The sequence below is a fragment of the Bradyrhizobium australafricanum genome, from assembly GCF_020329495.1.
Taxonomy (GTDB): domain Bacteria; phylum Pseudomonadota; class Alphaproteobacteria; order Rhizobiales; family Xanthobacteraceae; genus Bradyrhizobium; species Bradyrhizobium australafricanum.
On the sequence record NZ_JAGKJL010000084.1, the window covers coordinates 1 to 21,038 of the forward strand.

The 21,038-nt window shown below is 64.4% G+C and carries 25 protein-coding genes; 11 read left to right on the forward strand and 14 right to left on the reverse strand.

All coding sequences use genetic code 11. The features are described from left to right. The 3 genes from J6525_RS41095 to J6525_RS41105 all read right to left on the reverse strand — a co-directional run. Positions 1-206: transposase (locus J6525_RS41095; RefSeq protein ID WP_225646143.1), on the reverse strand; the 206-nt coding region annotated here is incomplete at its 3' end. A 107-nt stretch (positions 207-313) separates the two neighbouring features. Further along, positions 314-1,816, reverse strand: a complete 1,503-nt coding sequence (locus J6525_RS41100; protein ID WP_225648948.1) for a flavin-containing monooxygenase — start codon at positions 1,814-1,816, stop codon at positions 314-316. 90 nt (positions 1,817-1,906) lie between these two features. Further along, positions 1,907-2,749 carry an AAA family ATPase gene (locus J6525_RS41105; protein WP_028334810.1) on the reverse strand — a complete coding sequence of 281 codons (843 nt, stop codon included), beginning with the start codon at positions 2,747-2,749 and terminating at the stop codon, positions 1,907-1,909. A gap of 366 nt (positions 2,750-3,115) precedes the next feature. On the opposite strand from J6525_RS41105, the gene J6525_RS41110 reads away from it, so the two are divergent. From J6525_RS41110 to sseA, 3 genes are all read left to right on the forward strand, one after another. Next, on the forward strand, positions 3,116-4,291 hold the full coding sequence (locus J6525_RS41110; RefSeq protein WP_016847779.1) for a vWA domain-containing protein: 1,176 nt from the start codon (positions 3,116-3,118) through the stop codon (positions 4,289-4,291). 132 nt (positions 4,292-4,423) lie between these two features. Beyond that, entirely contained in the window at positions 4,424-4,837 is a 414-nt protein-coding gene (locus tag J6525_RS41115) for a rhodanese-like domain-containing protein (protein WP_016847778.1), read from the forward strand. A 99-nt stretch (positions 4,838-4,936) separates the two neighbouring features. Beyond that, the gene (gene sseA, locus J6525_RS41120; protein ID WP_225648949.1) at positions 4,937-5,794 is read left to right on the forward strand and encodes a 3-mercaptopyruvate sulfurtransferase; all 858 of its coding nucleotides are present in this window, start codon (positions 4,937-4,939) and stop codon (positions 5,792-5,794) included. A gap of 17 nt (positions 5,795-5,811) precedes the next feature. On the opposite strand, the gene J6525_RS41125 is transcribed toward sseA, so the two are convergent. Continuing rightward, a complete protein-coding gene (locus tag J6525_RS41125; RefSeq protein WP_225648950.1) occupies positions 5,812-6,660 on the reverse strand; it encodes a hypothetical protein in 849 nt (282 codons plus the stop codon). A gap of 329 nt (positions 6,661-6,989) precedes the next feature. Between J6525_RS41125 and J6525_RS41130 the strand changes: the two genes are divergently transcribed. Beyond that, on the forward strand, positions 6,990-8,234 hold the full coding sequence (locus J6525_RS41130) for a L,D-transpeptidase family protein (protein ID WP_076830343.1): 1,245 nt from the start codon (positions 6,990-6,992) through the stop codon (positions 8,232-8,234). Positions 8,235-8,334: 100 nt separating this feature from the next. Continuing rightward, positions 8,335-9,078 carry a DUF4336 domain-containing protein gene (locus tag J6525_RS41135; RefSeq protein ID WP_092087327.1) on the forward strand — a complete coding sequence of 248 codons (744 nt, stop codon included), beginning with the start codon at positions 8,335-8,337 and terminating at the stop codon, positions 9,076-9,078. Between the two features lie 18 nt (positions 9,079-9,096). Here J6525_RS41135 and J6525_RS41140 read toward each other — a convergent pair whose 3' ends face one another. Both J6525_RS41140 and J6525_RS41145 read right to left on the reverse strand, forming a co-directional pair. Continuing rightward, complete coding sequence (locus tag J6525_RS41140) at positions 9,097-10,059, reverse strand: D-2-hydroxyacid dehydrogenase family protein (RefSeq protein ID WP_225648951.1); 963 nt, start codon at positions 10,057-10,059, stop codon at positions 9,097-9,099. A gap of 117 nt (positions 10,060-10,176) precedes the next feature. Further along, positions 10,177-10,422 (reverse strand): hypothetical protein, encoded by a 246-nt coding sequence (locus J6525_RS41145; RefSeq protein WP_057019128.1) that lies wholly within the window; start codon positions 10,420-10,422, stop codon positions 10,177-10,179. A gap of 273 nt (positions 10,423-10,695) precedes the next feature. Here J6525_RS41145 and ettA point away from each other — a divergent pair, with 273 nt between their 5' ends. The 3 genes from ettA (at position 10,696) to J6525_RS41160 (ending at position 14,437) form a co-directional block, all read left to right on the forward strand. Beyond that, complete coding sequence (gene ettA / locus J6525_RS41150; RefSeq protein ID WP_225648952.1) at positions 10,696-12,345, forward strand: energy-dependent translational throttle protein EttA; 1,650 nt, start codon at positions 10,696-10,698, stop codon at positions 12,343-12,345. A gap of 166 nt (positions 12,346-12,511) precedes the next feature. Beyond that, a complete protein-coding gene (locus J6525_RS41155; RefSeq protein ID WP_225648953.1) occupies positions 12,512-13,093 on the forward strand; it encodes a TIGR00645 family protein in 582 nt (193 codons plus the stop codon). 99 nt (positions 13,094-13,192) lie between these two features. Next, the gene (locus J6525_RS41160; protein WP_376708637.1) at positions 13,193-14,437 is read left to right on the forward strand and encodes a lytic murein transglycosylase; all 1,245 of its coding nucleotides are present in this window, start codon (positions 13,193-13,195) and stop codon (positions 14,435-14,437) included. 93 nt (positions 14,438-14,530) lie between these two features. On the opposite strand, the gene J6525_RS41165 is transcribed toward J6525_RS41160, so the two are convergent. Further along, positions 14,531-14,815 (reverse strand): hypothetical protein, encoded by a 285-nt coding sequence (locus J6525_RS41165; protein ID WP_016843728.1) that lies wholly within the window; start codon positions 14,813-14,815, stop codon positions 14,531-14,533. A gap of 236 nt (positions 14,816-15,051) precedes the next feature. Further along, positions 15,052-15,357 carry a hypothetical protein gene (locus J6525_RS41170; protein ID WP_016843729.1) on the reverse strand — a complete coding sequence of 102 codons (306 nt, stop codon included), beginning with the start codon at positions 15,355-15,357 and terminating at the stop codon, positions 15,052-15,054. Between the two features lie 392 nt (positions 15,358-15,749). Here J6525_RS41170 and J6525_RS41175 point away from each other — a divergent pair, with 392 nt between their 5' ends. Both J6525_RS41175 and bfr read left to right on the forward strand, forming a co-directional pair. Further along, a complete protein-coding gene (locus J6525_RS41175) occupies positions 15,750-16,022 on the forward strand; it encodes a (2Fe-2S)-binding protein (RefSeq protein ID WP_016843730.1) in 273 nt (90 codons plus the stop codon). Positions 16,023-16,211: 189 nt separating this feature from the next. Further along, the gene (gene bfr / locus J6525_RS41180) at positions 16,212-16,700 is read left to right on the forward strand and encodes a bacterioferritin (protein ID WP_026193251.1); all 489 of its coding nucleotides are present in this window, start codon (positions 16,212-16,214) and stop codon (positions 16,698-16,700) included. A 91-nt stretch (positions 16,701-16,791) separates the two neighbouring features. Here the strand turns inward: bfr and J6525_RS41185 are convergent, their stop codons facing one another. The 5 genes from J6525_RS41185 to J6525_RS41205 form a co-directional block, all read right to left on the reverse strand. Further along, a complete protein-coding gene (locus tag J6525_RS41185; RefSeq protein WP_225648955.1) occupies positions 16,792-17,202 on the reverse strand; it encodes a hypothetical protein in 411 nt (136 codons plus the stop codon). 187 nt (positions 17,203-17,389) lie between these two features. Continuing rightward, positions 17,390-17,743, reverse strand: a complete 354-nt coding sequence (locus tag J6525_RS41190; protein WP_076830365.1) for a hypothetical protein — start codon at positions 17,741-17,743, stop codon at positions 17,390-17,392. Positions 17,744-17,896: 153 nt separating this feature from the next. Continuing rightward, entirely contained in the window at positions 17,897-18,244 is a 348-nt protein-coding gene (locus tag J6525_RS41195; RefSeq protein ID WP_225648956.1) for an MmcQ/YjbR family DNA-binding protein, read from the reverse strand. Between the two features lie 17 nt (positions 18,245-18,261). Further along, positions 18,262-19,317 carry an alpha/beta fold hydrolase gene (locus J6525_RS41200; protein WP_225648966.1) on the reverse strand — a complete coding sequence of 352 codons (1,056 nt, stop codon included), beginning with the start codon at positions 19,315-19,317 and terminating at the stop codon, positions 18,262-18,264. Positions 19,318-19,428: 111 nt separating this feature from the next. After that, complete coding sequence (locus tag J6525_RS41205; RefSeq protein ID WP_225648957.1) at positions 19,429-19,830, reverse strand: nuclear transport factor 2 family protein; 402 nt, start codon at positions 19,828-19,830, stop codon at positions 19,429-19,431. Between the two features lie 139 nt (positions 19,831-19,969). On the opposite strand from J6525_RS41205, the gene J6525_RS41210 reads away from it, so the two are divergent. Further along, the gene (locus J6525_RS41210) at positions 19,970-20,659 is read left to right on the forward strand and encodes an ArsR/SmtB family transcription factor (protein WP_225648958.1); all 690 of its coding nucleotides are present in this window, start codon (positions 19,970-19,972) and stop codon (positions 20,657-20,659) included. A 15-nt stretch (positions 20,660-20,674) separates the two neighbouring features. On the opposite strand, the gene J6525_RS41215 is transcribed toward J6525_RS41210, so the two are convergent. Further along, positions 20,675-20,920, reverse strand: coding sequence for a DUF2188 domain-containing protein (locus J6525_RS41215; protein WP_016840968.1), 246 nt, complete (start codon positions 20,918-20,920; stop codon positions 20,675-20,677). Positions 20,921-21,038: the final 118 nt, after the last annotated feature.

Consider the following 21,038-nt stretch of genomic DNA (forward strand, 5'->3'; position numbering starts at 1 on the left):
GGCAACGCCCGCCACTGGCAGCCGGTCGAAACGATATAGAGGATCGCTTCGATCACACGACGCAGCTCCGTCTTACGCGGCCGGCCGCGCCGGTTCGCTCGCGGCAACAGGCGTCTGATCAGCGCCCACTCCGCATCGGTCATATCGCTTGCATAACGCAGATCGTCCCGCCGATATTGCTCCCGAGTGATCTTGGTCCAGGGCATCGTGCTCTCCCTCGAATCTTTGCAAATCCGATGGAATCACACCCCACTGAGATCACTCACCCATTTTTCAGTCAGGCTCTCAGGATGACGGGACTAATATCAGGAGCTCAGCCGTAGACGAACGCCTTGTCCTTGAGGTCGATCGCCGGGAACTCGTCCTTCTCGGCCCAGTAGTCCTGGTTGTGCTGCCACTCCGGCTTGTCGCCGCGCTTCGGCAAGAGGTGCATACCGCGCATCATGTAGCCGGGGTTGAAGTTCTCCGGATCGATCCACGGCAGCAGCGGCATGTTGTGGTCTTCGGGGCGCAGCTCCGGCGTCACCTTGTTCGCGCCGGTCGCCTTCATGTGCTGCAACAGGCGGCAGACGAAGTCGCCGACCAGATCGACGCGCAAGGTCCAGCTGGCGCGGAAATAGCCGAACACCCAGACGAGGTTCGGCACGCCGGTGAACATCATGCCGCGATAGGTCACGGTATCGGCGAAGTCGAGCGGCTTGCCGTCGATCTCGAAGTCGATGCCGCCGTTGGCGGAGAGGTGGAAGCCGGTCGCGGTGATGATGATGTCGGCCTCGAGCTGCTTGCCGGACTTGAGCAGGATGCCCGTCTCGGTGAAGCGGTCGATCTCGTCGGTGACGACCGACGCCTTGCCGCCCTTGATGGCGTGGAACAGGTCGGCATCCGGCACGAAGGCGATGCGCTGCCGCCACGGCCGGTAGCTCGGCGTGAAATGCGTGGCGATGTCGTAGTCCTTGCCGAGGACGGCTTCGACCGCTGCCAGCAGGTCCTTCTTGGCGCCCTCGGGCTCGGCGAAGGTCCGCCTGGTGAAGGCGTCCTGCTCGAACAGGATCTTGCGGCGGGTGATCTCGTGGATCCAGTGCTCGTCGACCTGCAGCCTGCGCAGCTCCTCGGCGATCTCGATGGCGTTGCGGCCGGTGCGGAAATAGGTCGGCGAGCGCTGCAGCATGGTGACATGGCCGGCGTCCTTGGCCATCGCCGGGATCAGGGTCGCGGCGGTGGCGCCGGAGCCGATCACGACCACGCGCTTGCCCTTGTAGTCGAGGTCGTCGGGCCAGGTCTGCGGATGCACGACGGTGCCCTTGAACTTCGCCATGTCGGTCCATTCGGGCGTATAGCCCGCGTCGTGGCGATAATAGCCCTGGCACATCCAGAAGAAGTTGGTGGTGAAGCGCAGCCGCTCGCCGGTGTCGATGCGCGTCGCATCGATGGTCCAGAGATTGGTCTCGTTCGACCACTTCGCCGCGGTGATGGTGTGGCGATAGCGGATGTGACGGGCGAGGTCGTTCTCCTCGATCACCTCGCCCATGTACTTCAGGATCTCGGCCGCGGTCGCGATCGGCGCGCTGGTCCACGGCTTGAAGCGATAGCCGAAGGTGTGCAGGTCACTGTCGGAGCGGATGCCGGGATAGCGGTGGGTGGACCAGGTACCGCCAAAAGTCTTCTGCGTCTCCAGCACCACGAAGCTTGTGCCGGGGCATTGCGTGGTGAGGTGGTAGGCGGCGCCGACGCCGGAGATGCCGGCGCCTGCGATCAGGACGTCGAAGTGCTCTGTCGTGACGGGCTCGGCGGCCCGGATCTGGGTCTGGACGTTCATCTTCCCTGGTCTTCTTGCTTGTTGGCTTGTTTGTTGAGCTGCAGAAGCAAAACGCCGGAGCCATCGCCCCGGCGTTTGCCGATATCGGAACTAGACTTCGCGGCGGCTGAGGAAAGCCAGTCGCTCGAACAGATGCACGTCCTGCTCGTTCTTGAGCAGCGCGCCATGCAGCGGCGGGATCAGCTTGCGCGGATCGCGCTCCCTGAGCATCTCCGGCGTGATGTCCTCGTTCAACAGCAGCTTGAGCCAGTCGAGCAGCTCCGAGGTCGACGGCTTCTTCTTCAGGCCCGGCACCTCGCGGACCTCGAAGAAGATCCGCAGCGCCTCTTCCACCAGGCGCTTCTTGATGCCGGGGAAATGCACGTCGACGATCTTGCCCATCGTCTCGGTGTCGGGGAACTTGATGTAGTGGAAGAAGCAGCGGCGCAGAAAGGCGTCCGGCAGTTCCTTCTCGTTGTTCGACGTGATCATCACGATCGGGCGCAGCTTCGCCTTGATGGTCTCGCCGGTCTCGTAGACGTGGAATTCCATGCGGTCGAGTTCGAGCAGGAGGTCGTTGGGGAATTCGATGTCGGCCTTGTCGATCTCGTCGATCAGGAGCACCGGACGCTTCTCGTTGGTGAAGGCCTCCCACAGCTTGCCGCGCTTGATGTAGTTCTTGATGTCGGACACGCGGGCGTCGCCGAGCTGGCTGTCGCGCAGCCGCGAGACGGCATCGTATTCGTAGAGGCCCTGCTGCGCCTTGGTGGTCGACTTGATGTGCCAGGTCAAAAGCGGCGCGTCGATCGCCTTGGCGACTTCCTCGGCCAGCACGGTCTTGCCGGTGCCGGGCTCGCCCTTCACCAGCAGCGGGCGCTCGAGCACGATGGCGGCATTGACGGCGACCTTGAGGTCATCGGTGGCGACGTAGTCCTTGGTACCCGTGAATTTCATCTATCTGTTTGCCTTGCTTCGTTCGTCGGCGGCCCGGGCCCCCACACGAAACGACCGCTCTCGCAGCGGTCGCATGTCCTCTCCGATATCTTGTCCGGTACAATTCTAATTGAAAAAGCCGGGCGGTCTAGCGCGGATTCCGCAGCGCAGCGGTACCGATGTGGGCTTCCGCCATGGAATGTCATGCATCATCTTTCCGTTCTGCGGAATGATCGCGGGCGTGGCGCGACCTTGCCGCGACGGCGCGGGCGCCGCCACGGACCGACGGCGGCGGAGGTAACCCGGTGAAACTGGATGGCTGATCTCGGGATGAAGCACGGCCGGGGGCCCTTGACGCCACCGGCCCAGCGGGCGATCTAGGTGGGTATGTTCCTGCAGTTTTTCACATCGCTGCGCGACGCCCAGGTCCCCGTGACGCTACGGGAATATCTGACCTTGATGGAAGCGCTTGACGCCGATCTCGCCGAGCAGACGGTCGAGAACTTCTACTATTTGTCGCGCGCCGCGTTGGTGAAGGACGAGCGCAATCTCGACAAGTTCGACCGCGTGTTCGGCACTGTGTTCAAGGGGCTCGAGAGCTTGCTCGACGCCATGGGCAAGGCCGAGATCCCCGAGGAGTGGCTGAAGAAGCTCGCCGAGAAATATCTCACCGAGGAAGAGAAGAAGCAGATCGAGGCCATGGGCTGGGACAAGCTCATGGAGACCCTGAAGAAGCGGCTCGAGGAACAGAAGGGCCGCCACCAGGGCGGCAGCAAGTGGATCGGCACCGCCGGCACCTCGCCGTTCGGCGCCCATGGCTATAATCCCGAGGGCGTCCGCATTGGGCAGGAGAAGAACCGCAACAACCGCGCCGTGAAGGTGTGGGACAAGCGCGAGTTCAAGGATCTCGACGGCAATGTCGAGCTCGGCATCCGCAACATCAAGGTGGCGCTGCGGCGGCTGCGCAAGTTCGCGCGCACCGGCGCGCCCGACGAGCTCGACCTCGACACCACGATCAAGGAGACCGCCAACCACGGCTATCTCGACGTGCACATGCGCCCCGAGCGGCGCAACGCGGTCAAGGTGCTGGTGTTCTTCGATATCGGCGGCTCGATGGATTCGCATATCGAGCAGGTCGAGGAACTGTTCTCGGCCGCCAAGAGCGAATTCAAGCACATGGAATATTTCTACTTCCACAACTGCCTCTATGAGGGCGTGTGGAAGCAGAACAAGCGGCGCTTCACCGATCGCACGCCGACCTGGGACGTGCTGCACAAGTACCCGCACGACTACAAGGTGGTGTTCGTGGGCGACGCCTCGATGTCGCCTTACGAGATCATGGTTCCCGGCGGCTCGGTCGAGCATGTCAATGAAGAGGCCGGCTCGGTCTGGCTCGATCGCATCATCCGCACCTATCCGCACGCGGTGTGGCTCAATCCGGTGGCGCAGAAGCACTGGGACTATTCGGAATCGACCACCATCATCCGCCGCCTGTTCTCCGAGCGCATGTATCCGATCACGATCGAAGGTCTGGAGAACGCGATGCGGGAGCTGGTGCGGTAACCAATCCCGTCATTCCGGACGGTCCGCAGGACCGATCCGGAATCTCGAGCTGATGAAATTCGATCGAGATTCCGGGTTCGATGCTGCCGCATCGCCCCGGAATGACGATCAAGAAAAGCCAGGGAGAGCCCCATGCCCCAGAACATCCACCGCGGCATCAAGGTGATGATCGACGAGGCCAATGCCGAGATCGAGACCATCAGCGCGGCCGATGCGATCACGCTGATCGGCAAGAACGACGTCGTCATCGTCGACATCCGCGATCCCCGCGAGATCGAGCGCGACGGCAAGATCCCCGGCGCGTTCTCCTGCACCCGCGGCATGCTCGAGTTCTGGATCGATCCGAACAGCCCCTATGCCAAGCCGATCTTCCAGGAAGACAAGAAGTTCATCTTCCACTGCGCCGGCGGCCTGCGCTCGGCACTCGCCGCCAAGACCGCAAAGGACATGGGCCTGAAGCCGGTCGCGCATATGGGCGGCGGCTTTGCCGCCTGGCGCGAGGCCGGCGGGCCGATCGAGGCATGGGAGCCGAAGAAGAAGGGCTAAGCAGGATGTCACACGCGGGCTTGACCCGCGTGTCCATCGCTTCAAGGCAAGATGGATTGCCGGATCAAGTCCGGCAATGACGATGGAGAGACACGCAAGATGACGACGACCGACGATCCGCTCGTTTCGACCGAATGGCTGGCTGCGCATCTCGGCGATGCCAACGTCAAGGTGCTCGACGCGACCTTCAAGCTGCCCGGCGTGCTGCCGCTGCCGAAGGACGATTATGTCGCCGCGCATCTGCCGGGTGCTGTGTTCTTCGATGTCGACGCGGTGTCCGACCATGCCAATCCGCTGCCGCACATGTTTCCGAGCGCCGAGCAGTTCGGCCGCGACATCGGTGGGCTTGGCATCGGCAATGCCGACACCGTGGTGATCTACGATTCCGGCGGCTGGGTTGCGGCGCCGCGCGCCTGGTGGATGTTCCTGTCCTATGGCCATCGCAACGTGCGCATTCTCAACGGCGGCCTGAAGAAGTGGCGCGCCGAGGGCAGGGCGGTCGAGAGCGGCGAGGTGAAGCCGAAGCCTGCGACCTTCACGGCGAGCTACGATCCGAAGCGCGTGCGCAGCATCGAGCAGATGATCGCCAATGTCGAAAGCCGTGCCGAGCAGGTGATCGATGCGCGCGCCGCCGATCGCTTCGAGGGCCGCGCGCCGGAGCCGCGGCCGGGCATCCGCGCCGGCCACATTCCCGGCGCCCGCAACGTGCCCTACAACCAATTGTTCGATGCCGCGACCGGCGAGATGAAGCCGCTCGATGACCTGCGCAAGTCGTTCGCGGGCGCCGGCGTGAAGCTCGATGCGCCCATCGTCACGAGCTGCGGGTCCGGCGTCTCGGCCGGCGTGCTGACGCTTGCGCTCTACCGGCTCGGCGTCACCGAGAGCGCGCTCTATGACGGCTCGTGGTCGGAATGGGGGCAGGCGAGCGGCCCGCCGATCGCGACGGGACCGGCCTGACAGGTCATTCCTGCTTGCTAGCGGCGGGTGAGCGGCACCAGGGTCGGCTGGCCGAACGGATCGAGCTGCTGCTGCTGAACGATCTGCCGAACCGGCGGCGCGCGGACAATCCGCCGCCGCTCCTTGCGATGTGCCGGCTTGCTGACCGCGCTGCGCTCCGGCTTCTTCGCCTCAGCGGCCTTCGGCGCCACCGGCGCTTCGACAACAACTTCGGGCCCGCCCAGCGTCGCGATCTTGGTCGCGGCCGCGATCGCCTCGGGTGATGGCGGCGGGGCGGGCTCCGGCGCTGCCATTGCGGGTGCCGGCGGCGGAAGCGCGGGCTCGCTGGGGCCGGGCGGATCGGCGACGGCGGCGACCTTGGCCTCGGTGGCCGCCGGTGCGGCTTCGGCGGCAGCGGGCGTCGGCTCCGATGCCGGCGAGGGATCTGCGGTCGGAATCTGCGCCACGCTCTCGGCGGGCTGAGCTGGCGCGGGGGTCTCCGTGGCTTGGGCTTCCGGCTTCGGCGGAGCGGGCGGGACCGGATCATCCGCCGTCATGGCGGCGACCTTCTCCGGCTCGGCTGCGGGGGCGATCTCAGCGGGAGCGGCCGGTTGTTCGGACGCGGCCGGCTCGGACGGGGGCGGGGCTGCCGGAGTCTCGGTCGTCACCTTGTCGGCGGCGGGCGGGTCGACCCGCATCATGGCCAGCACCGGCGGCGCCTCGGGCTGTTGCGCGAATTGCGGCTCGGCGGGCGGCGCCCGGCGGGCCGGAATGCTGGCGAACTCTTCATGCGCCGCGCGAAACAGCGCGGCTGCCCCTAACCCGAACACCAGAAGCGAGGTCGCCAGCACGATCGCGGCGAACAGAAAACGAAGGCCGGGGAGCATGGGCGCGGGTTCCCCCTTCTGCGGGAGGGTCTTCGATGTCGAGGGAACGCGGTGACCACACAAGAAAGCCGGCGTCGCGAGCGCGAATCAGGCCGATTCGAAGATATCGCAACGTCCCGGGACTGTTTGTTACAAAATGCGGGTGATTGATGACTTTGGCCACGTGGACAAACATTCCCGACCCGTGAGACATCTTTGCCGCAGCGTTGACGCGAAATCACAAAAGGCCCGGAATAGCCCGGGTTTCGCGGATTTGTCTTGAATGCGCCGCTATCTTCCTGCATTGGGCCGTTAACAGTCCGGTGTGGCTTGGGGACTATAACAGAGCAATGATGATCAACCGCATTCTGACGATTTGCGCTGCCGCGGCTCTCGGCGTGGCAGGAACCTCGCTTGCGCATGCGCAGCAGGGTTATCCGGCGCCCCAGGGCACCGCCTATTCGACGGCGCCCCAGCCCTACCCCCAGGGCAGCATGCCGGATTTCGACGCTCTCAATGACGATGACGGGCAGGATTCGGCTGCACTGCCGCCGCCCGGTCCGGTGCTGTCGCCGAACGACCCGCGCTATGGCCGTCCGGCGAATGCGCCCGCCTATTCCGATCGTGGCGCGCCGACCGGTCCGGTGATGTCGCCGGACGATCCGCGCTATGGCCGTCCGATGAATGCTCCCCCGGTCTATTCCGACCGTGGCGCGCCGACCGGCCCGGTGATGTCGCCCGATGATCCCCGCTATGGCCGTCCGATGGGGCCGCCGCCGGTGATCTACGGCGATCGTCCGGGTGCGCAACAAGCCAATCGCGACAATGGCGTTCCGGCCGCCGGTGTTTCCTACGGCGACGACCGCGGCGGCATGCGTCCGCCCGAGGGCGTTACCGGAGCCGTGCCGCAGCAGCAGGCGCCGGTCGATGCCAACGGCAAGCCGGTGCAGATCGCGGCGCTGCCGCCGGACGAGCAGCCCGAAGACGCCCCGGCGCAACTGCCGCCGAATCTGCGTCGCCAGGAAGTGTCGTTCGCGACCAAGGAGCCGGCAGGCACGATCGTTGTCGATACGTCGAACACCTACCTCTATTACATCCTGGGCAATGGCCGGGCGATCCGTTACGGCGTCCGTGTCGGCCGCGACGGCTTCACCTGGACCGGCGTGCAGAAGATCACCCGCAAGGCCGAGTGGCCGGATTGGCATCCGCCGACCGAGATGATCGAGCGTCAGCCCTATCTGCCGCGCTTCATGGCCGGCGGACCCGGCAACCCGCTCGGCGCCCGCGCGATGTATCTCGGCTCGACCGTGTACCGTATTCACGGCACCAACCAGCCGTCGACCATCGGCAAGTTCGTCTCGTCGGGCTGCATCGGCATGCTGAACGAAGACGTCTCCGACCTGTTCGAGCGCGCCAAGGTCGGCACCCGCGTGGTCGTGCTGCCCGGTGGTCCGCCGCCGGGAACGGCGACGGCTTCTGCCGCGCCCGCGAACCCGATGGCTCCCTCTGCAGCCCAGGCTCAGGCGGCCGCGCCGCTGCCCGGCACGCAGCCGACCACGGTGCAGCCACTGCCCGCACCGGTGACGGTGCGCTAGGCCAACCGGCAAGTTCATCATGGAAAAGGCGCGCGAACAGCGCGCCTTTTTTGTTGCAACAAGCCGCGCATCTCGACGTTGCCGCCCGGGAGGCAACGCGATGCAGGACGTCTGCGAGACCTATCCGCCGCTGAATGCGCCAAAGCCTGTTGCCGATGACGTATGGATGATCGATGGTCCGATCATCCGGTTCGGCCCGCGCTGGTTCAAAATGCCGTTTCCAACGCGCGCGACGATCGTTCGTCTGCCGGGTGGGCGGCTGTTCATTCACTCGCCGACACCATTGCTGGCCGAACTCGAGGCCGCAATCGTTGAGCTGGGCGTACCGCGCTGGATCATCGGTCCGAATCGTCTGCACTATTGGTGGATTCCGGAATGGCATGCTGCCTATCCGGATGCGCGCATCTTCCTTGCGCCCGGGATCAAGCAACAGGCGGACAATCGGCTGACCTTCGAAGGCGAGCCACTGGAACGATCATCCGGCTATCCCTGGGATGAGTGGATCGCGACGCTGCCGGTGGCAGGCAGCTATATGACGGAGGTCGTGTTCTTCCATCTGCCGTCGCGGACATTGCTGCTGACGGACCTGATCGAGAATTTTGAGGCCGGACGAGTCCGCTCGCCGTTGATGCGGTTCCTGATCTGGCTCGGCGGCGTGCGCGATCCCGACGGCAGCACGCCAACCGATCTGCGCTCGACCTTCCTGCAGGACAGGGACGCGATGAAGGCTGCCGTCGCCCGCATGATCGAATGGGATCCGGAGCGGATCATTCTCGCCCACGGGCGCTGGTACGACCGGGACGGCCGCGCCGAGCTCGAACGCGCGTTCCGCTGGCTCGGCTAGCCGCAGTGAATGCCGCTGTTAGGCCAGGCGCCGCGGCGGCTCGTTGCCCTTGGTGAAGGCATCGATGCACTCGACCATCTGCTGATAGTGCGCCTGCAGGCTCTCGCGCGTCGCGTAGCCGAGATGCGGCGTGATCACAACGTTGTCGAGCTTGCGCAGCGGGTGATCCGACGGCAGCGGCTCGACCGAAAACACGTCGATGCCGGCACCGGCGATCGTCCTGTCGCGCAGCGCCGCGAACAGGGCGTCCTCATCGACGATCGGCCCGCGTGCGGTGTTGACGAGATAGGCCGACGGCTTCATGCGGGCGAGATCGGCGGCGCCGACCAGTCCGCGCGAGCGCGGGCTCAGCACGACATGGGTGGTGATGATGTCTGACGTCGCGAACAGCTCGTCCTTGCTGGCATAGCCGACGCCGGCCTCTTTGCACTTCTCCGGCGTCAGATTGGGGCTCCAGGCGATGACATTCATACCGAACACCTTGGCCATGCCGGCGACCTTGCTGCCGAGCTTGCCGAGGCCGATGATGCCGAGCGTCTTGCCCTCGATCTCGGTACCGGCAAAGGTCTGCCAGGCCGCGCCGGCGTGCATGCGCGCATTCTCGCGGCCGATGCCGCGGGTCAGTTCCAGGATCAGGCCCATGGTGAGCGGCGCGGTCGGATCGCGGCTATACTGGGTGCCGCACAACACCACCTTGCGGTCCTTGGCGGCCTCCATGTCGATCGCCGCGTTGCGCATGCCTGACGTGATCAGGAGCTGCAGCCTGGGCAGCGCGTCGAGCAGGCTCTTCGGGAACGGGGTGCGCTCGCGCATCGCGCAGATGATCTCGAAATCCTTCAGCTTCGTCGCCGCTTCCGCCTCGCTCGCGAACGGCTTGTCGAACACGGTGACGTCGACCCGATCCTTGACCTTCGGCCAGTCGGCCACCGAAAGCGCGATGTCAAAATAGTCGTCGAGGATTGCACAGCGGAGCCGCGTCATCGGGGAGGTCCATTCAGGGTGAGGACGACGGCGGGAGATCAACCGTCGGGATACCCGTCATGGTCGCGCGCAATCGGCAGGCGCGCAAGCGGCCGCGGTTTCAAAAAGCGGCGATTGTCACACGCGCGGCGACGGCTTCTTCGTGGCGCGGATATCGGCGAGCATCGAGCGGACCGCCGGCGACAGCGCCATCTGCTTGGCACGGCAGGCCGGACCCGGGCCGCGCATATAGTGCAGTTCCGGCCGGTAGGGATTGAAAGCCTTGGCGACGAAGGCGCGCCAAAAGGCGCGGAATTCGGCGAACAGCGTCGCCTCGCCTTTGGTCGTCGGGCGCGGAAGGGGTGCTGAAATGATGGTAGCCATGACGTGGCCTCAACTGTTTTGGCCGCGGTTCTGCCGCGAAAATCGCCGTTTTTCGACGTTGAGAACGAGTTTTGGCCTGATTTATTAAAAGATGGTTTCAATTGTCGTGATTCGGCGCACACATGACGTCGAACCCGTAATCACCCGTGCTGAAGCCGCGAAACGTGGTGAACGGACGGAAAACAGAGGTCCCGCGGTTGCGCTTTCGGGGGCCGGCCGTTACATCGGCGGCAGCAAAATTTCCACAAATCGGATCAATTCCAGGGACAGCGGATGGCTCGCCAGTTCATCTATTTCATGCAGGGTCTGACCAAGGCGTACCCGACCCGCAAGGTGCTCGATAACATCCATCTGAGCTTCTACCCGGACGCCAAGATCGGCGTGCTCGGCGTCAACGGCTCGGGCAAGTCGACGCTGCTCAAGATCATGGCCGGCCTCGACAAGGAGTATAACGGCGAGGCCTGGGTCGCCGAGGGCGCCCGCGTCGGCTATCTCGAGCAGGAGCCGCACCTCGATCCGGCACTCAACGTTCGTGAGAACGTCATGCAGGGCGTCGCCAAGCAGAAGGCGATCCTCGACCGTTACAACGAGCTCGCGGTCAACTATTCGGACGAGACCGCCGACGAGATGACCAAGCTGCAGGACGAGATCGAGGCCCAGGGCCTGTGGGATCTCGACAGCAAGGTCGACCAGGCGATGGACGCGCTGCGCTGCCCGCCCGACGATGCCGATGTCACCAAACTGTCCGGCGGTGAACGCCGCCGCGTGGCGCTGTGCCGCCTGCTGCTCGACCAGCCGGAATTGCTGCTGCTGGACGAGCCGACCAACCATCTCGACGCCGAATCGGTGTCGTGGCTGGAAGGCCATCTGCGCAACTATCCCGGCGCGATCCTGATCGTGACCCACGACCGCTACTTCCTCGACAACGTCACGGGCTGGATCCTCGAGCTCGACCGCGGCCGCGGCATCCCGTACGAGGGCAATTACTCGTCCTGGCTGGTGCAGAAGCAGAAGCGACTCGAGCAGGAAGGCCGCGAGGATGCCGCGCATCAGAAGACGCTGGCCCGCGAGCAGGAATGGGTGGCGTCCTCGCCGAAGGCGCGCCAGGCCAAGTCGAAGGCGCGCTACCAGCGCTATGAGGATCTGCTCAAGAAGGCGAGCGAGAAGCAGACCCAGACCGCGCAGATCATCATTCCGGTCGCCGAGCGGCTCGGCGCCAACGTCGTCGACTTCGAAGGTCTCAGCAAGGGATTTGGCGATCGCCTGCTGATCGACGATCTCACCTTCAAGCTGCCGCCCGGCGGCATCGTCGGCGTGATCGGTGCCAACGGCGCCGGCAAGACCACGCTGTTCAAGATGATCACCGAGCAGGAGACGCCGGACAAGGGCACCATCACGGTCGGCGAGACCGTGCATCTCGGCTATGTCGATCAGTCGCGCGACGCGCTCGAGGGCAACAAGACGGTGTGGGAGGAGATCTCCGGCGGCAACGAGCTCATCCTGTTCGGCAAGAAGGAAGTCAATTCGCGCGGCTACTGCTCGGCGTTCAACTTCAAGGGCGCTGACCAACAGAAGAAGGTCGGCGCGTTGTCAGGCGGTGAGCGCAACCGCGTGCATCTCGCCAAGATGCTGAAGTCGGGCGCCAACGTGCTGCTGCTCGACGAACCGACCAACGACCTCGACGTCGACACGCTGCGCGCGCTGGAAGAGGCGCTCGAGGATTTCGCCGGTTGCGCCGTCATCATCAGCCATGACCGCTGGTTCCTCGACCGCATCGCGACCCATATCCTGGCCTTCGAGGGCGACAGCCATGTCGAATGGTTCGAGGGCAACTTCCAGGATTACGAAAAGGACAAGATGCGCCGGCTCGGCCAGGACAGCATCATTCCTCATCGCGTGAAGTACAAGAAGCTGACGCGCTGATCGATCCAAGCGGTCGAGCGCGGCCATCGCGCCGCGTTCGACCGTTGCTCGTTGGCAGGATCGTGACGGCATCGCGGCGCAATCTGCGGCCAGTTGTCGCTTTTCAAGCGCGCGGGATTGCGTAGATAGAGCGCTCCCGCAAATCAAATTCTGCGAGCACTCCACCATGTCCGCACTTTCCGACGCGCGTGCCCCCCTGAAGGGCCGCTCGCTGCGTCCCGTTCCCATGCTGATCTTCGGATCGCGCTGGCTGCAATTGCCGCTCTATGTCGGCCTGATCATCGCCCAGGGCGTCTATGTCGTGCTGTTCCTCAAGGAACTATGGCACCTGTTCGCCCATGCCTTCGATTTCAGCGAGCAGCAGATCATGCTGGCCGTCCTCGGCCTGATCGACGTCGTCATGATCTCGAACCTCTTGGTGATGGTGATCGTCGGCGGCTACGAGACCTTCGTCTCGCGCCTCAATCTGCAGGGCCATCCGGACGAGCCGGAATGGCTGAGCCACGTCAATGCCAGCGTGCTGAAGATCAAGCTGGCGATGGCGATCATCGGCATCTCCTCGATCCATCTGCTGCGCACCTTCATCGAGGCCGGCGCGCTGTCGTCAGGCAAGGGCAACTACACCGAGACCGGCGTGATGTGGCAGACCATCATCCACTGCGTCTTCATCCTGTCGGCGATCGGCATCGCCATCGTCGACAAGCTGTCGAACGACTCGATTGAAGGCGCCAAGCAGGCCGCGCATTGAGCGCGGCCGCCAAGGTTCACAGCAATCCGGTGTCGTGGTAAGGCTCACGACACTGATATCGCGGGCGTTGACCTGATGGCGCGCCCATTGGACCGCTGCGTGAACAGGTTGTTGGATTTGACATTCCTCCGCGCGCTTGCCCTCGGGCTTCTGCTCGAATCCGTCGTCTCACCCGCGCGCGCGGTCGACGCCGCGTTCACCCAGTTCATCGCCTCGCTGTGGCCGGAGGCCAAGGCCGCCGGCGTGTCGCGCGAGACCTTCGATCGCGAGACGCGCTCGCTCGAGCCCGACTACAAGCTGCCCGACCTGATCCTGCCCGGACGTCCGAAGACCGGCGCACCGGCGCAGGCCGAGTTCGTGCAGGTGCCGGCCGATTACATCAGGGAAGCCTCGATCGCGCGGCTCGCCGCCGAAGGGCAGCGGCTGATGCAGAAGTATCGCTCCTCGCTCGATGCGATCGAGAAGCGGTTCGGCGTCCCGGCCACCGTCGTGCTGGCGATCTGGGGCCGCGAGACCGACTACGGGCGCTATTCGCTGCCCTACGACACGCTGCGCGTGGTGGCGACGCAGGCCTATGTCGGCCGTCGCAAGGATCAGTACCGTACCGAGTTCATCCTGGCGCTGAAGATCCTCGGCGAGGGTGCGGTGACGCGCAAGGAGATGCGCTCCTCCTGGGCCGGTGCGACCGGCTACACCCAGTTTCTGCCGTCGGAATATTACAAGCACGGCGTCGATCTCGACGGCGACGGCCGCGTCGACATCTGGCATTCGGTGCCGGACGCGCTCGCCTCCGCCGCGCAGCAACTGGTCAACAAGGGCTGGCAGCCCGGCGTGCGCTGGGCCTATGAGGTGCAGGCGCCGGCCAATGCCGACTGCACGATGGGCGTGCCTGAAGTGACGAAGCCGATCAGCCAGTGGCTGCGCGCGGGCTTCGTGCCGGTGCGCGGGCAGAAGCTCAGCGCCGCCGAGCAGGCGCAATCGGCGTCGCTGCTGCAGCCGGAAGGCAGCTACGGTCCCGCCTTCCTGACCACGCCGAACTACTTCGTGATCAAGGAATACAATTTCTCCGATCTCTACGTGCTGTTCGTCGGCCACCTCGCCGACCGCATGACGCGCCCGCAGCCATTCGCGACGCCATGGTCGGCGTCGAAGCAGCTGCGCTCCGCCGATGTCGAGGCGATGCAGCAGCACCTGACGAAGATCGGTCTCTACAAGGACAAGCTCGACGGCAAGGCCGGGATGCAGACCCGCGCGGCGCTCGGCGCCTATCAGAAGCAGGCCGGGCTGAAGGTCGATTGCTGGCCGAGCGAGGCGGTGCTGCGCGCGATGAACGGGCAGCGCTGATCGGGCCGGCTCGCAGGGCCGCCTGTGGCGAAAAGCAAAAACCCGGCCGCGAGGCCGGGTTTTCGAGTGTGATGCTGAAAACGTGTCGGTCGATCAGTCGCAAACCTGGATGCGACGGAAGCGCCAGCCGTAGCCGTCCCAGAAGCGCTCACGAACCATGCGGCACGGGGCCTCTTCGACGTAAACCGGCGCCGGTGCGACATAGACCGGCGCGGGGCGAGCGCCTGCGATCGCGCCGCCCAGCAGGGCGCCGCCGATCAGGCCGCCGGCAACGCCGGCCGCGACGGCGCCGCCGTCACCAGCCTTGGCAGCCGGAGCAACGGCAAGCGAACCGGCAATCGTGGTAACGGCGACAAGGGCAGCTAAAGTCTTCTTCATGTCTTTGGCTCTCCTGGAAGGTGGTGGCGTCGTGGTCCGGCGCCGGGTTGAGGTGACTCACACGCTGATCTCGAACTGCTGTCTTGCTAAACAGCGCAGAACAGTCAACCGAAAGTAAACGTCCGCAGGCTGATCGCGCAGAAAAGCGGTTTTTTCTGGCCATCTGCAGCAGATGTCCCGGAGAAACAGTCGGTTTTCCGGGACATCTGGTTCGATTTAATCGAGATGAACGGCGATCAATCGCAAACGCGGACACTGCGAACACGCCAGGTGTAGCCGTCCCAGAACCGCTGGCGCTGCCAGAAGCAGTCGGGGCCGTAGCCGGGTTCGGCGACATAGGCCGGACCGGGCGCATAGTAGCCGTATCCGGGACCGTAATAGCGGTTCTGCGATGCGATCGCGCCACCGACGATGGCGCCACCGATCAATCCCGCAGCGACGCCGGCGGCGACACCGCGTTGTGCCTGGGCGGGGGCGGGCACCGCCACAGTCGAAGCCGCCACAGCGGCAACGGCGCAAAGCGCCAGCAATGTCTTCTTCATGGCCTCACCTTTCTGGCGGCAGCAGGGACAGCGTGCATTGGCGATCTGTCTCGCCGGAGGGTTCCATATTCAGCTTGAATGATCAATGAACGACGCTGCCGTATTCGCGACCAAATGCTTGCAGCTTTTGCAATATCTTGCAACGCACAAGCCCGATAGCGCCGCGGCGAGGCGTGTGCTCATGGGGGGCCGGCGGCGAAGGAAGCGGTTATTGGCCCGTCAGCCACCCGGCGGGTGTCGGATTCCTGACCTCCGACCGATTTAGACTCATTCCAATATGAATCCCACATCAGTTTGGAATTGCTACAAAAACCGCTTTTTCCTTTTGCATCACGCGGGAGCCGACAATATCCATATTGGGAAGCATCACCGTTGGACCCCGCCTTTCTCCGATGATTGTCTGTTCCTGTAACGTCCTCAGCGACCACGATGTCCGCAATGCCGTCAATGGCGGTGGGTCCGTGACACGAAATGCCAAGCAGGTGTATGGCTGCCTCGGCTGCAGTGCCGAATGCGGCCGCTGCGCGCGCACCATCAAGGCGATCATCGACGAGGCGCTCGGTCCCTGCGCCAAGGCTTGCTGTTCCGGCTGCCCCCATAGCGGCCATCCGCACGCCGCCAACGAGGACGCCGAGCCAGCCGAATTCGCGCTCGCGGCCTGCTAAAGCTTCTTGCTTCGACGCATTTCCTGACGCGAACCGGCTTCCGCTTCGCTGGAAGACGCTGCGCCAAATCCTTCGAATGCGGTTACCCACGCGCTGCTTCTGCGAAGGGTTGCTCTTGCCGGCAAACTGATTTAGAAACGTTCTAAATTTAGCGCCGGCCTAGGTTGGCCGCGACAGGTGGAGTGGATCATGCAAGGCGACCCGAAGGTCATCGATTATCTGAACAAGGGGCTGCGCAGCGAACTGACCGCCATCAATCAGTACTGGCTGCACTACCGGATGCTCAACAATTGGGGCCTCCTGGAGATGGCCAAGGTCTGGCGCAAGGAGTCCATCGAGGAGATGGAGCACGCCGACAAATTCGTCGATCGCATCCTCTTCCTCGACGGCTTTCCGAATCTGCAGGTGCTCGATCCCCTGAAGATCGGCCAGGACGTCAAGGAGATCATCGAGTGTGACCTCGCCGCCGAGATCGGCGCGCGTACGCTCTACCAGGAGGCGGCGACCTACTGCCACGGCGTCAAGGACTATGTCAGCCGCGACCTGTTCGAGCAGCTGATGAAGGATGAGGAAGACCACATCGACTTCCTCGAGACCCAGCTCGACCTGATCAAGCGCATTGGCCTTGAGCTCTACACCCAGAAGCACGTCGGTCATCTGAAGGGCGAGGATTCCTGACCGGCTGTCTGCCGGCGCGCCGAGCGTCTGCCAAAATACGAGAGGCCGTCCTTGCGGGCGGCCTCTTTTGTTTTTGTGAACGAGCTATTCGTCAGTAGCACCGCGTGATGTTGATGGTGCGGTCGCCGCCGCGGCCGGGCACCGTGACGCTCTCGGTGGGGCAGCTCGACACATAGGGCCGATCCGACGGCACCACGGCCGGCGGATAGCGATGCGCCCAATCCCACGGCACGTCCTGGGTGTAGGTGTAACGGACGTCGTTGGAGACTGGCGCCGGGACCTCGGCAGCGAAGGGAACGCTCGCCGCGCCATCATAATAACCGCCCGCGTCCGGCAACACGATGCCGGGGACCCGCACATGATGGCGGAAGGCTGGATGGTGCGAGGAGAACGTGCCGCGCGCTGCGGATCCGGATCTCGCATATGTCTCGGTCGGGGAAGCAAGCAGCAGCGCTGCAACGCCAAGGGACGCCATCAGCGCCCCAGTTGTTCGATACGCCATTCTTCGAAGAGCCATGGCACGCACCAACTCGCGGTTACGGAGCATTTCTGCAGACGCTAGGCCGCGCCTCACGGCGCCCGCAAACTCATCCTTAATTATTGGTTAAAAAGTAAGGTTAACAGGGAGTAACTGTTTCAAATTGACGCGACCTCGCGCGCAGGCTTCCCGCGCAGGCGGCGGGCGCCGTTCAGACCGCATCCGCCGGAACGAAGCAGCTGATGATGATGCTGCCGCGGTGGTGCACGTACCACACCACGGCCTCGCCGACCGGGTTGCCGCGATCGCGGATCACGGCGCGCTCCGGCACCATCATCCACTCGCCCTCGATCGGCACCCAATAGGCGCCGCCCCGAACGTCGTAGCTGGTGCGATGGCCGTCGGAGATGTCGCAGCACGGCACGCCATTCGGCGCGATCACGCTCTTGAACCAGGCGCGGATATCGGGCGGCACGTTGTCATATTGGCCGTTGTCGAACGCCAGTGCAGCGCCCGCCATCATGGCGAGCCACGCAAGCACCGCGACATGCGTGAGCTTTCGCATTGCCTTCCTCCGGCGAAAACTTCTACGTGACCCGCGCGTAGCGTCACGCGAATCCGGTGTTTGCGCGATTAGGCACGAACCGCGCGCGGGATGCATGCTCAAAGAATCAGCGAATCCGCGTGTCTTGCTTGATGCAGTGCGGGATGGTTGCGCTCAGGTTGGTTGCTTCGTGCGCGCCTTCTTCGCGGCTTTCACCGCGATATTGTCCCGCGCCATTTCGAGCACGCTGCGCAGCGTGATCTGATCCGCTTTCGCGAGGCGGACATTGGTGCTGCCGCTCTTGCCCCAGCCGCCCGGCACCGGCCGGAAGATCTCCGGCTCGGCCTCGACCAGCATCGCCTGCTGCTCAGGTGTCAGCTTCACCATGCCCCAATCCTGGTTGGGATAGCCGAGGGTTGCGAAGATGCGCTTGCCGACGCGGAAATCGGTTGTGCCGTGATGCGCGCCTTCAACGACCTCGGGCAGGCTCAGCGCAATGCGGCGGAAGCGATCAGCGGACATTGCCATGACCTCGATCGCTACATCGTCGGCGCCGTCTGCAACAGCTCCTGCAATTGCCTGGCATAGAACCGCGCATCGCCGGTGGTGAGATGGCCGCGTGTCTCGCTGCTTGCCGGGATCAGATCAATCCTGCCGTTCTTGATCCGCTTCACTGCAGCTTCAGTGACGCCGGTCTCCGGCGGATTACGTTCATCGTCGGCGGCGTTGATGGCAAGCAGGGTTGCCTCGATCTTCTCTAGTCCGGCGGAGGGATCGTAGTCGTGCGAGGCCTCCCATTGGTAGATGTAGTCGTTGGCATCTGATGTGACCGGCAGCGCCAGCTGGTCGTCGGCCATCTTGTCGGCCTGCGTTGCGGTCGGCGCCAGCGCCTGGTAATTGAGCGTGCCGCCGGCGCTGGCGAAGCGATAGGCGGCGACGGCGTATTTCATCATCCGCGGCTGGCTGCTGTAGTTGCCGCCATTGTAGTCGGGATCGTTGCGGATCGTTTCCAGCATCGTCCGCCGCAGCACCCAGTTGCGTGCCGCCATCGCGGTCGGCTGCGAGGCCATCGGCACCAGCACGTCCATCATCCGCGGATAGCGCACGCCCCAGATCCAGGTGTGCATGCCGCCCATCGAGTTGCCGATCACGAGCCGCAGATGCTTGATGCCGAGCCCCTCGGTGAGGAGCCGGTACTGCGCGTCGACCATGTCGTTGTAGTCGTATTTCGGAAAGCTCGTCCGCATCACGTCCGACGGCTTCGACGATTTGCCGTGGCCGATGCCGTCAGGGATGATGATGTAGTATTTCGCCGCGTCAAGCGGCTGGCCGGGGCCGAACAACTGGCCGGCAAAGCTCGGCGTCAGCATGCTGGCGGCCGAGCCGCCGGAGCCGTGCAGCACCAGCACCGGCTGTCCGGTCGGTGCGCCGACCGTGGTGTAGTGCAGCCGCAATTCCGGCATCACCTCGCCGCTGTGAAACTTGAAGTCCTTTGCGGTCCACTCGCCGTCCTGCGGCGTGGGGTAATCTGCAGCCATGGTCGGTACCGATATCGAGACGAGAGCGGCCACAAGCGCCGCGCACCAACGGATCATCATGCTTCTTCCCACGCGCGGCGCGTTTGTCCAGCCGCTTCGGTGCAAGCCTAGCATGGAGGAAGGAGATGTCCGAGAGTACGTCGGCACGGCTGGCGAAGAAGTGTTCGGCTAACTCTGCTTCAGCACGTTCAGCGCATACCATCCCCAATAGACGCGGTGACGCTGGATCAGGCCGTCATCGATCTCCATGACCTCGACCAGATCCATCTGATCGCCGTCCGGAGACTGCCGCGGATACTCCCACGTGAGGACGCGGCCGTCGCTGAAGAAACCCTGCTTGAAGCGCCGCCGTTGCGGCGGGTTGGTGCGGAACACGCGCGTGATGAACTCGCGCAGCGCGTCGCGGCCGTGGACGATCCCGTCTTTGGTCTGCATCAAATGCTGCACAAGCGGGCTCTCGATCGAGGCGTCGGCTGCGTAGAGCGCGAGCGCCGCCTCGAGGTCCTTGTTGCCGAGCGCCTCATCCCAGAGCCTGTAGATGCGTTCCGCGTCGTTGCTGCCGGCTGTCATGATCGTTCCCTTGTGTTTGATCGACTGCCGCCCATTTGAACGGAACAGGCCGCCGCGACGTTTCAGGAAAATCTGAAATGAGCTGCGCGGCACGGCGCATGCGGGCAGGACGTTTCGGCGCGATCTGGAGGACGATGCGGTGGGATCATCCCAGGCTTTGCAGACAGGATTTTCGCGGATCGCCGAGGCCTTGGGCGATCCGGTCCGCGAGGCGATGGTCAGTGCGCTGGCCGACGGCAAGGCGTTGCCGGCGGGCGAGCTTGCTGCGGTCGCCGGCATTTCGCCGCAAGGCGCCAGCGCGCATTTGCAGAAGCTGGTCGACGCCCGCGTGCTTGCCGTGTGGGCACAGGGCAGGTTCAGATATTACCGGATCAGGGACGACGACGTCGCGGCGCTGATCGAGAACCTCGTCGATCTTGCGGCCAAGGCCACCGTCGGGCGGCGGCGTGCGATGCCGGCCGAGCAGCTCAGGCGATCGCGGACCTGCTACCACCACCTTGCGGGTCAGCTCGGCGTGCTGTTGTCGAATGCGCTGATCCGCCGCCGCCTCGTCGTGATCGACGGCCGCGATGGTCGCGTGACCGAGCAGGGGTTGGCCTGGTGCCAGGCCGAGGCAATCGATTTCGATTCGGCGGGGCAGCCGCATCTGCGGCTCTGCAACGACTGGACCGAGCGCGTGCCGCATCTCGCCGGTCCGTTTGCCAATGCCGTGCTGGCGCGGCTGGTCGAGATGCGCGGCGTTGCGCCGCATCGGATTCCGCGCGCATTGCGGATCACCGATCGGGGGCGGGCGTTCTTCGACCGGCTTGGCGTCCAGGTTCCGTTCTGAAGGCGACGAGGTGAACTAGCGGCCGTCCTCGACCTCGGTCTCCGGGCGGTCGTTGCCGGAGGCGGTTTCGGTCAGCCATTTGCCGTCCGACGTCTCGTACTGGATCGCCTCGGTGCGGCCGGGGACGCGCTGCTCGTTGGCGGCGCGTCGGGCAGCGGCGAGTGCCGCGGCGTGGGTAGGAAATGGTTCCGAGAACACCCCGTTGACGGTATAGGCCCAGCCGCCGTCGTGCTGGACGACCTTGTAGATCACGTGGCTCATCCGGAACCTCGCTCCACCGTGGACGATGACACTGCCAGAATAGACCACGATGTCGTATTTTGCAGCAGCCGATCGTCCTTGAGAGAGCCGCCCCGTTGCCGCGGGCGAGGGAGACCGA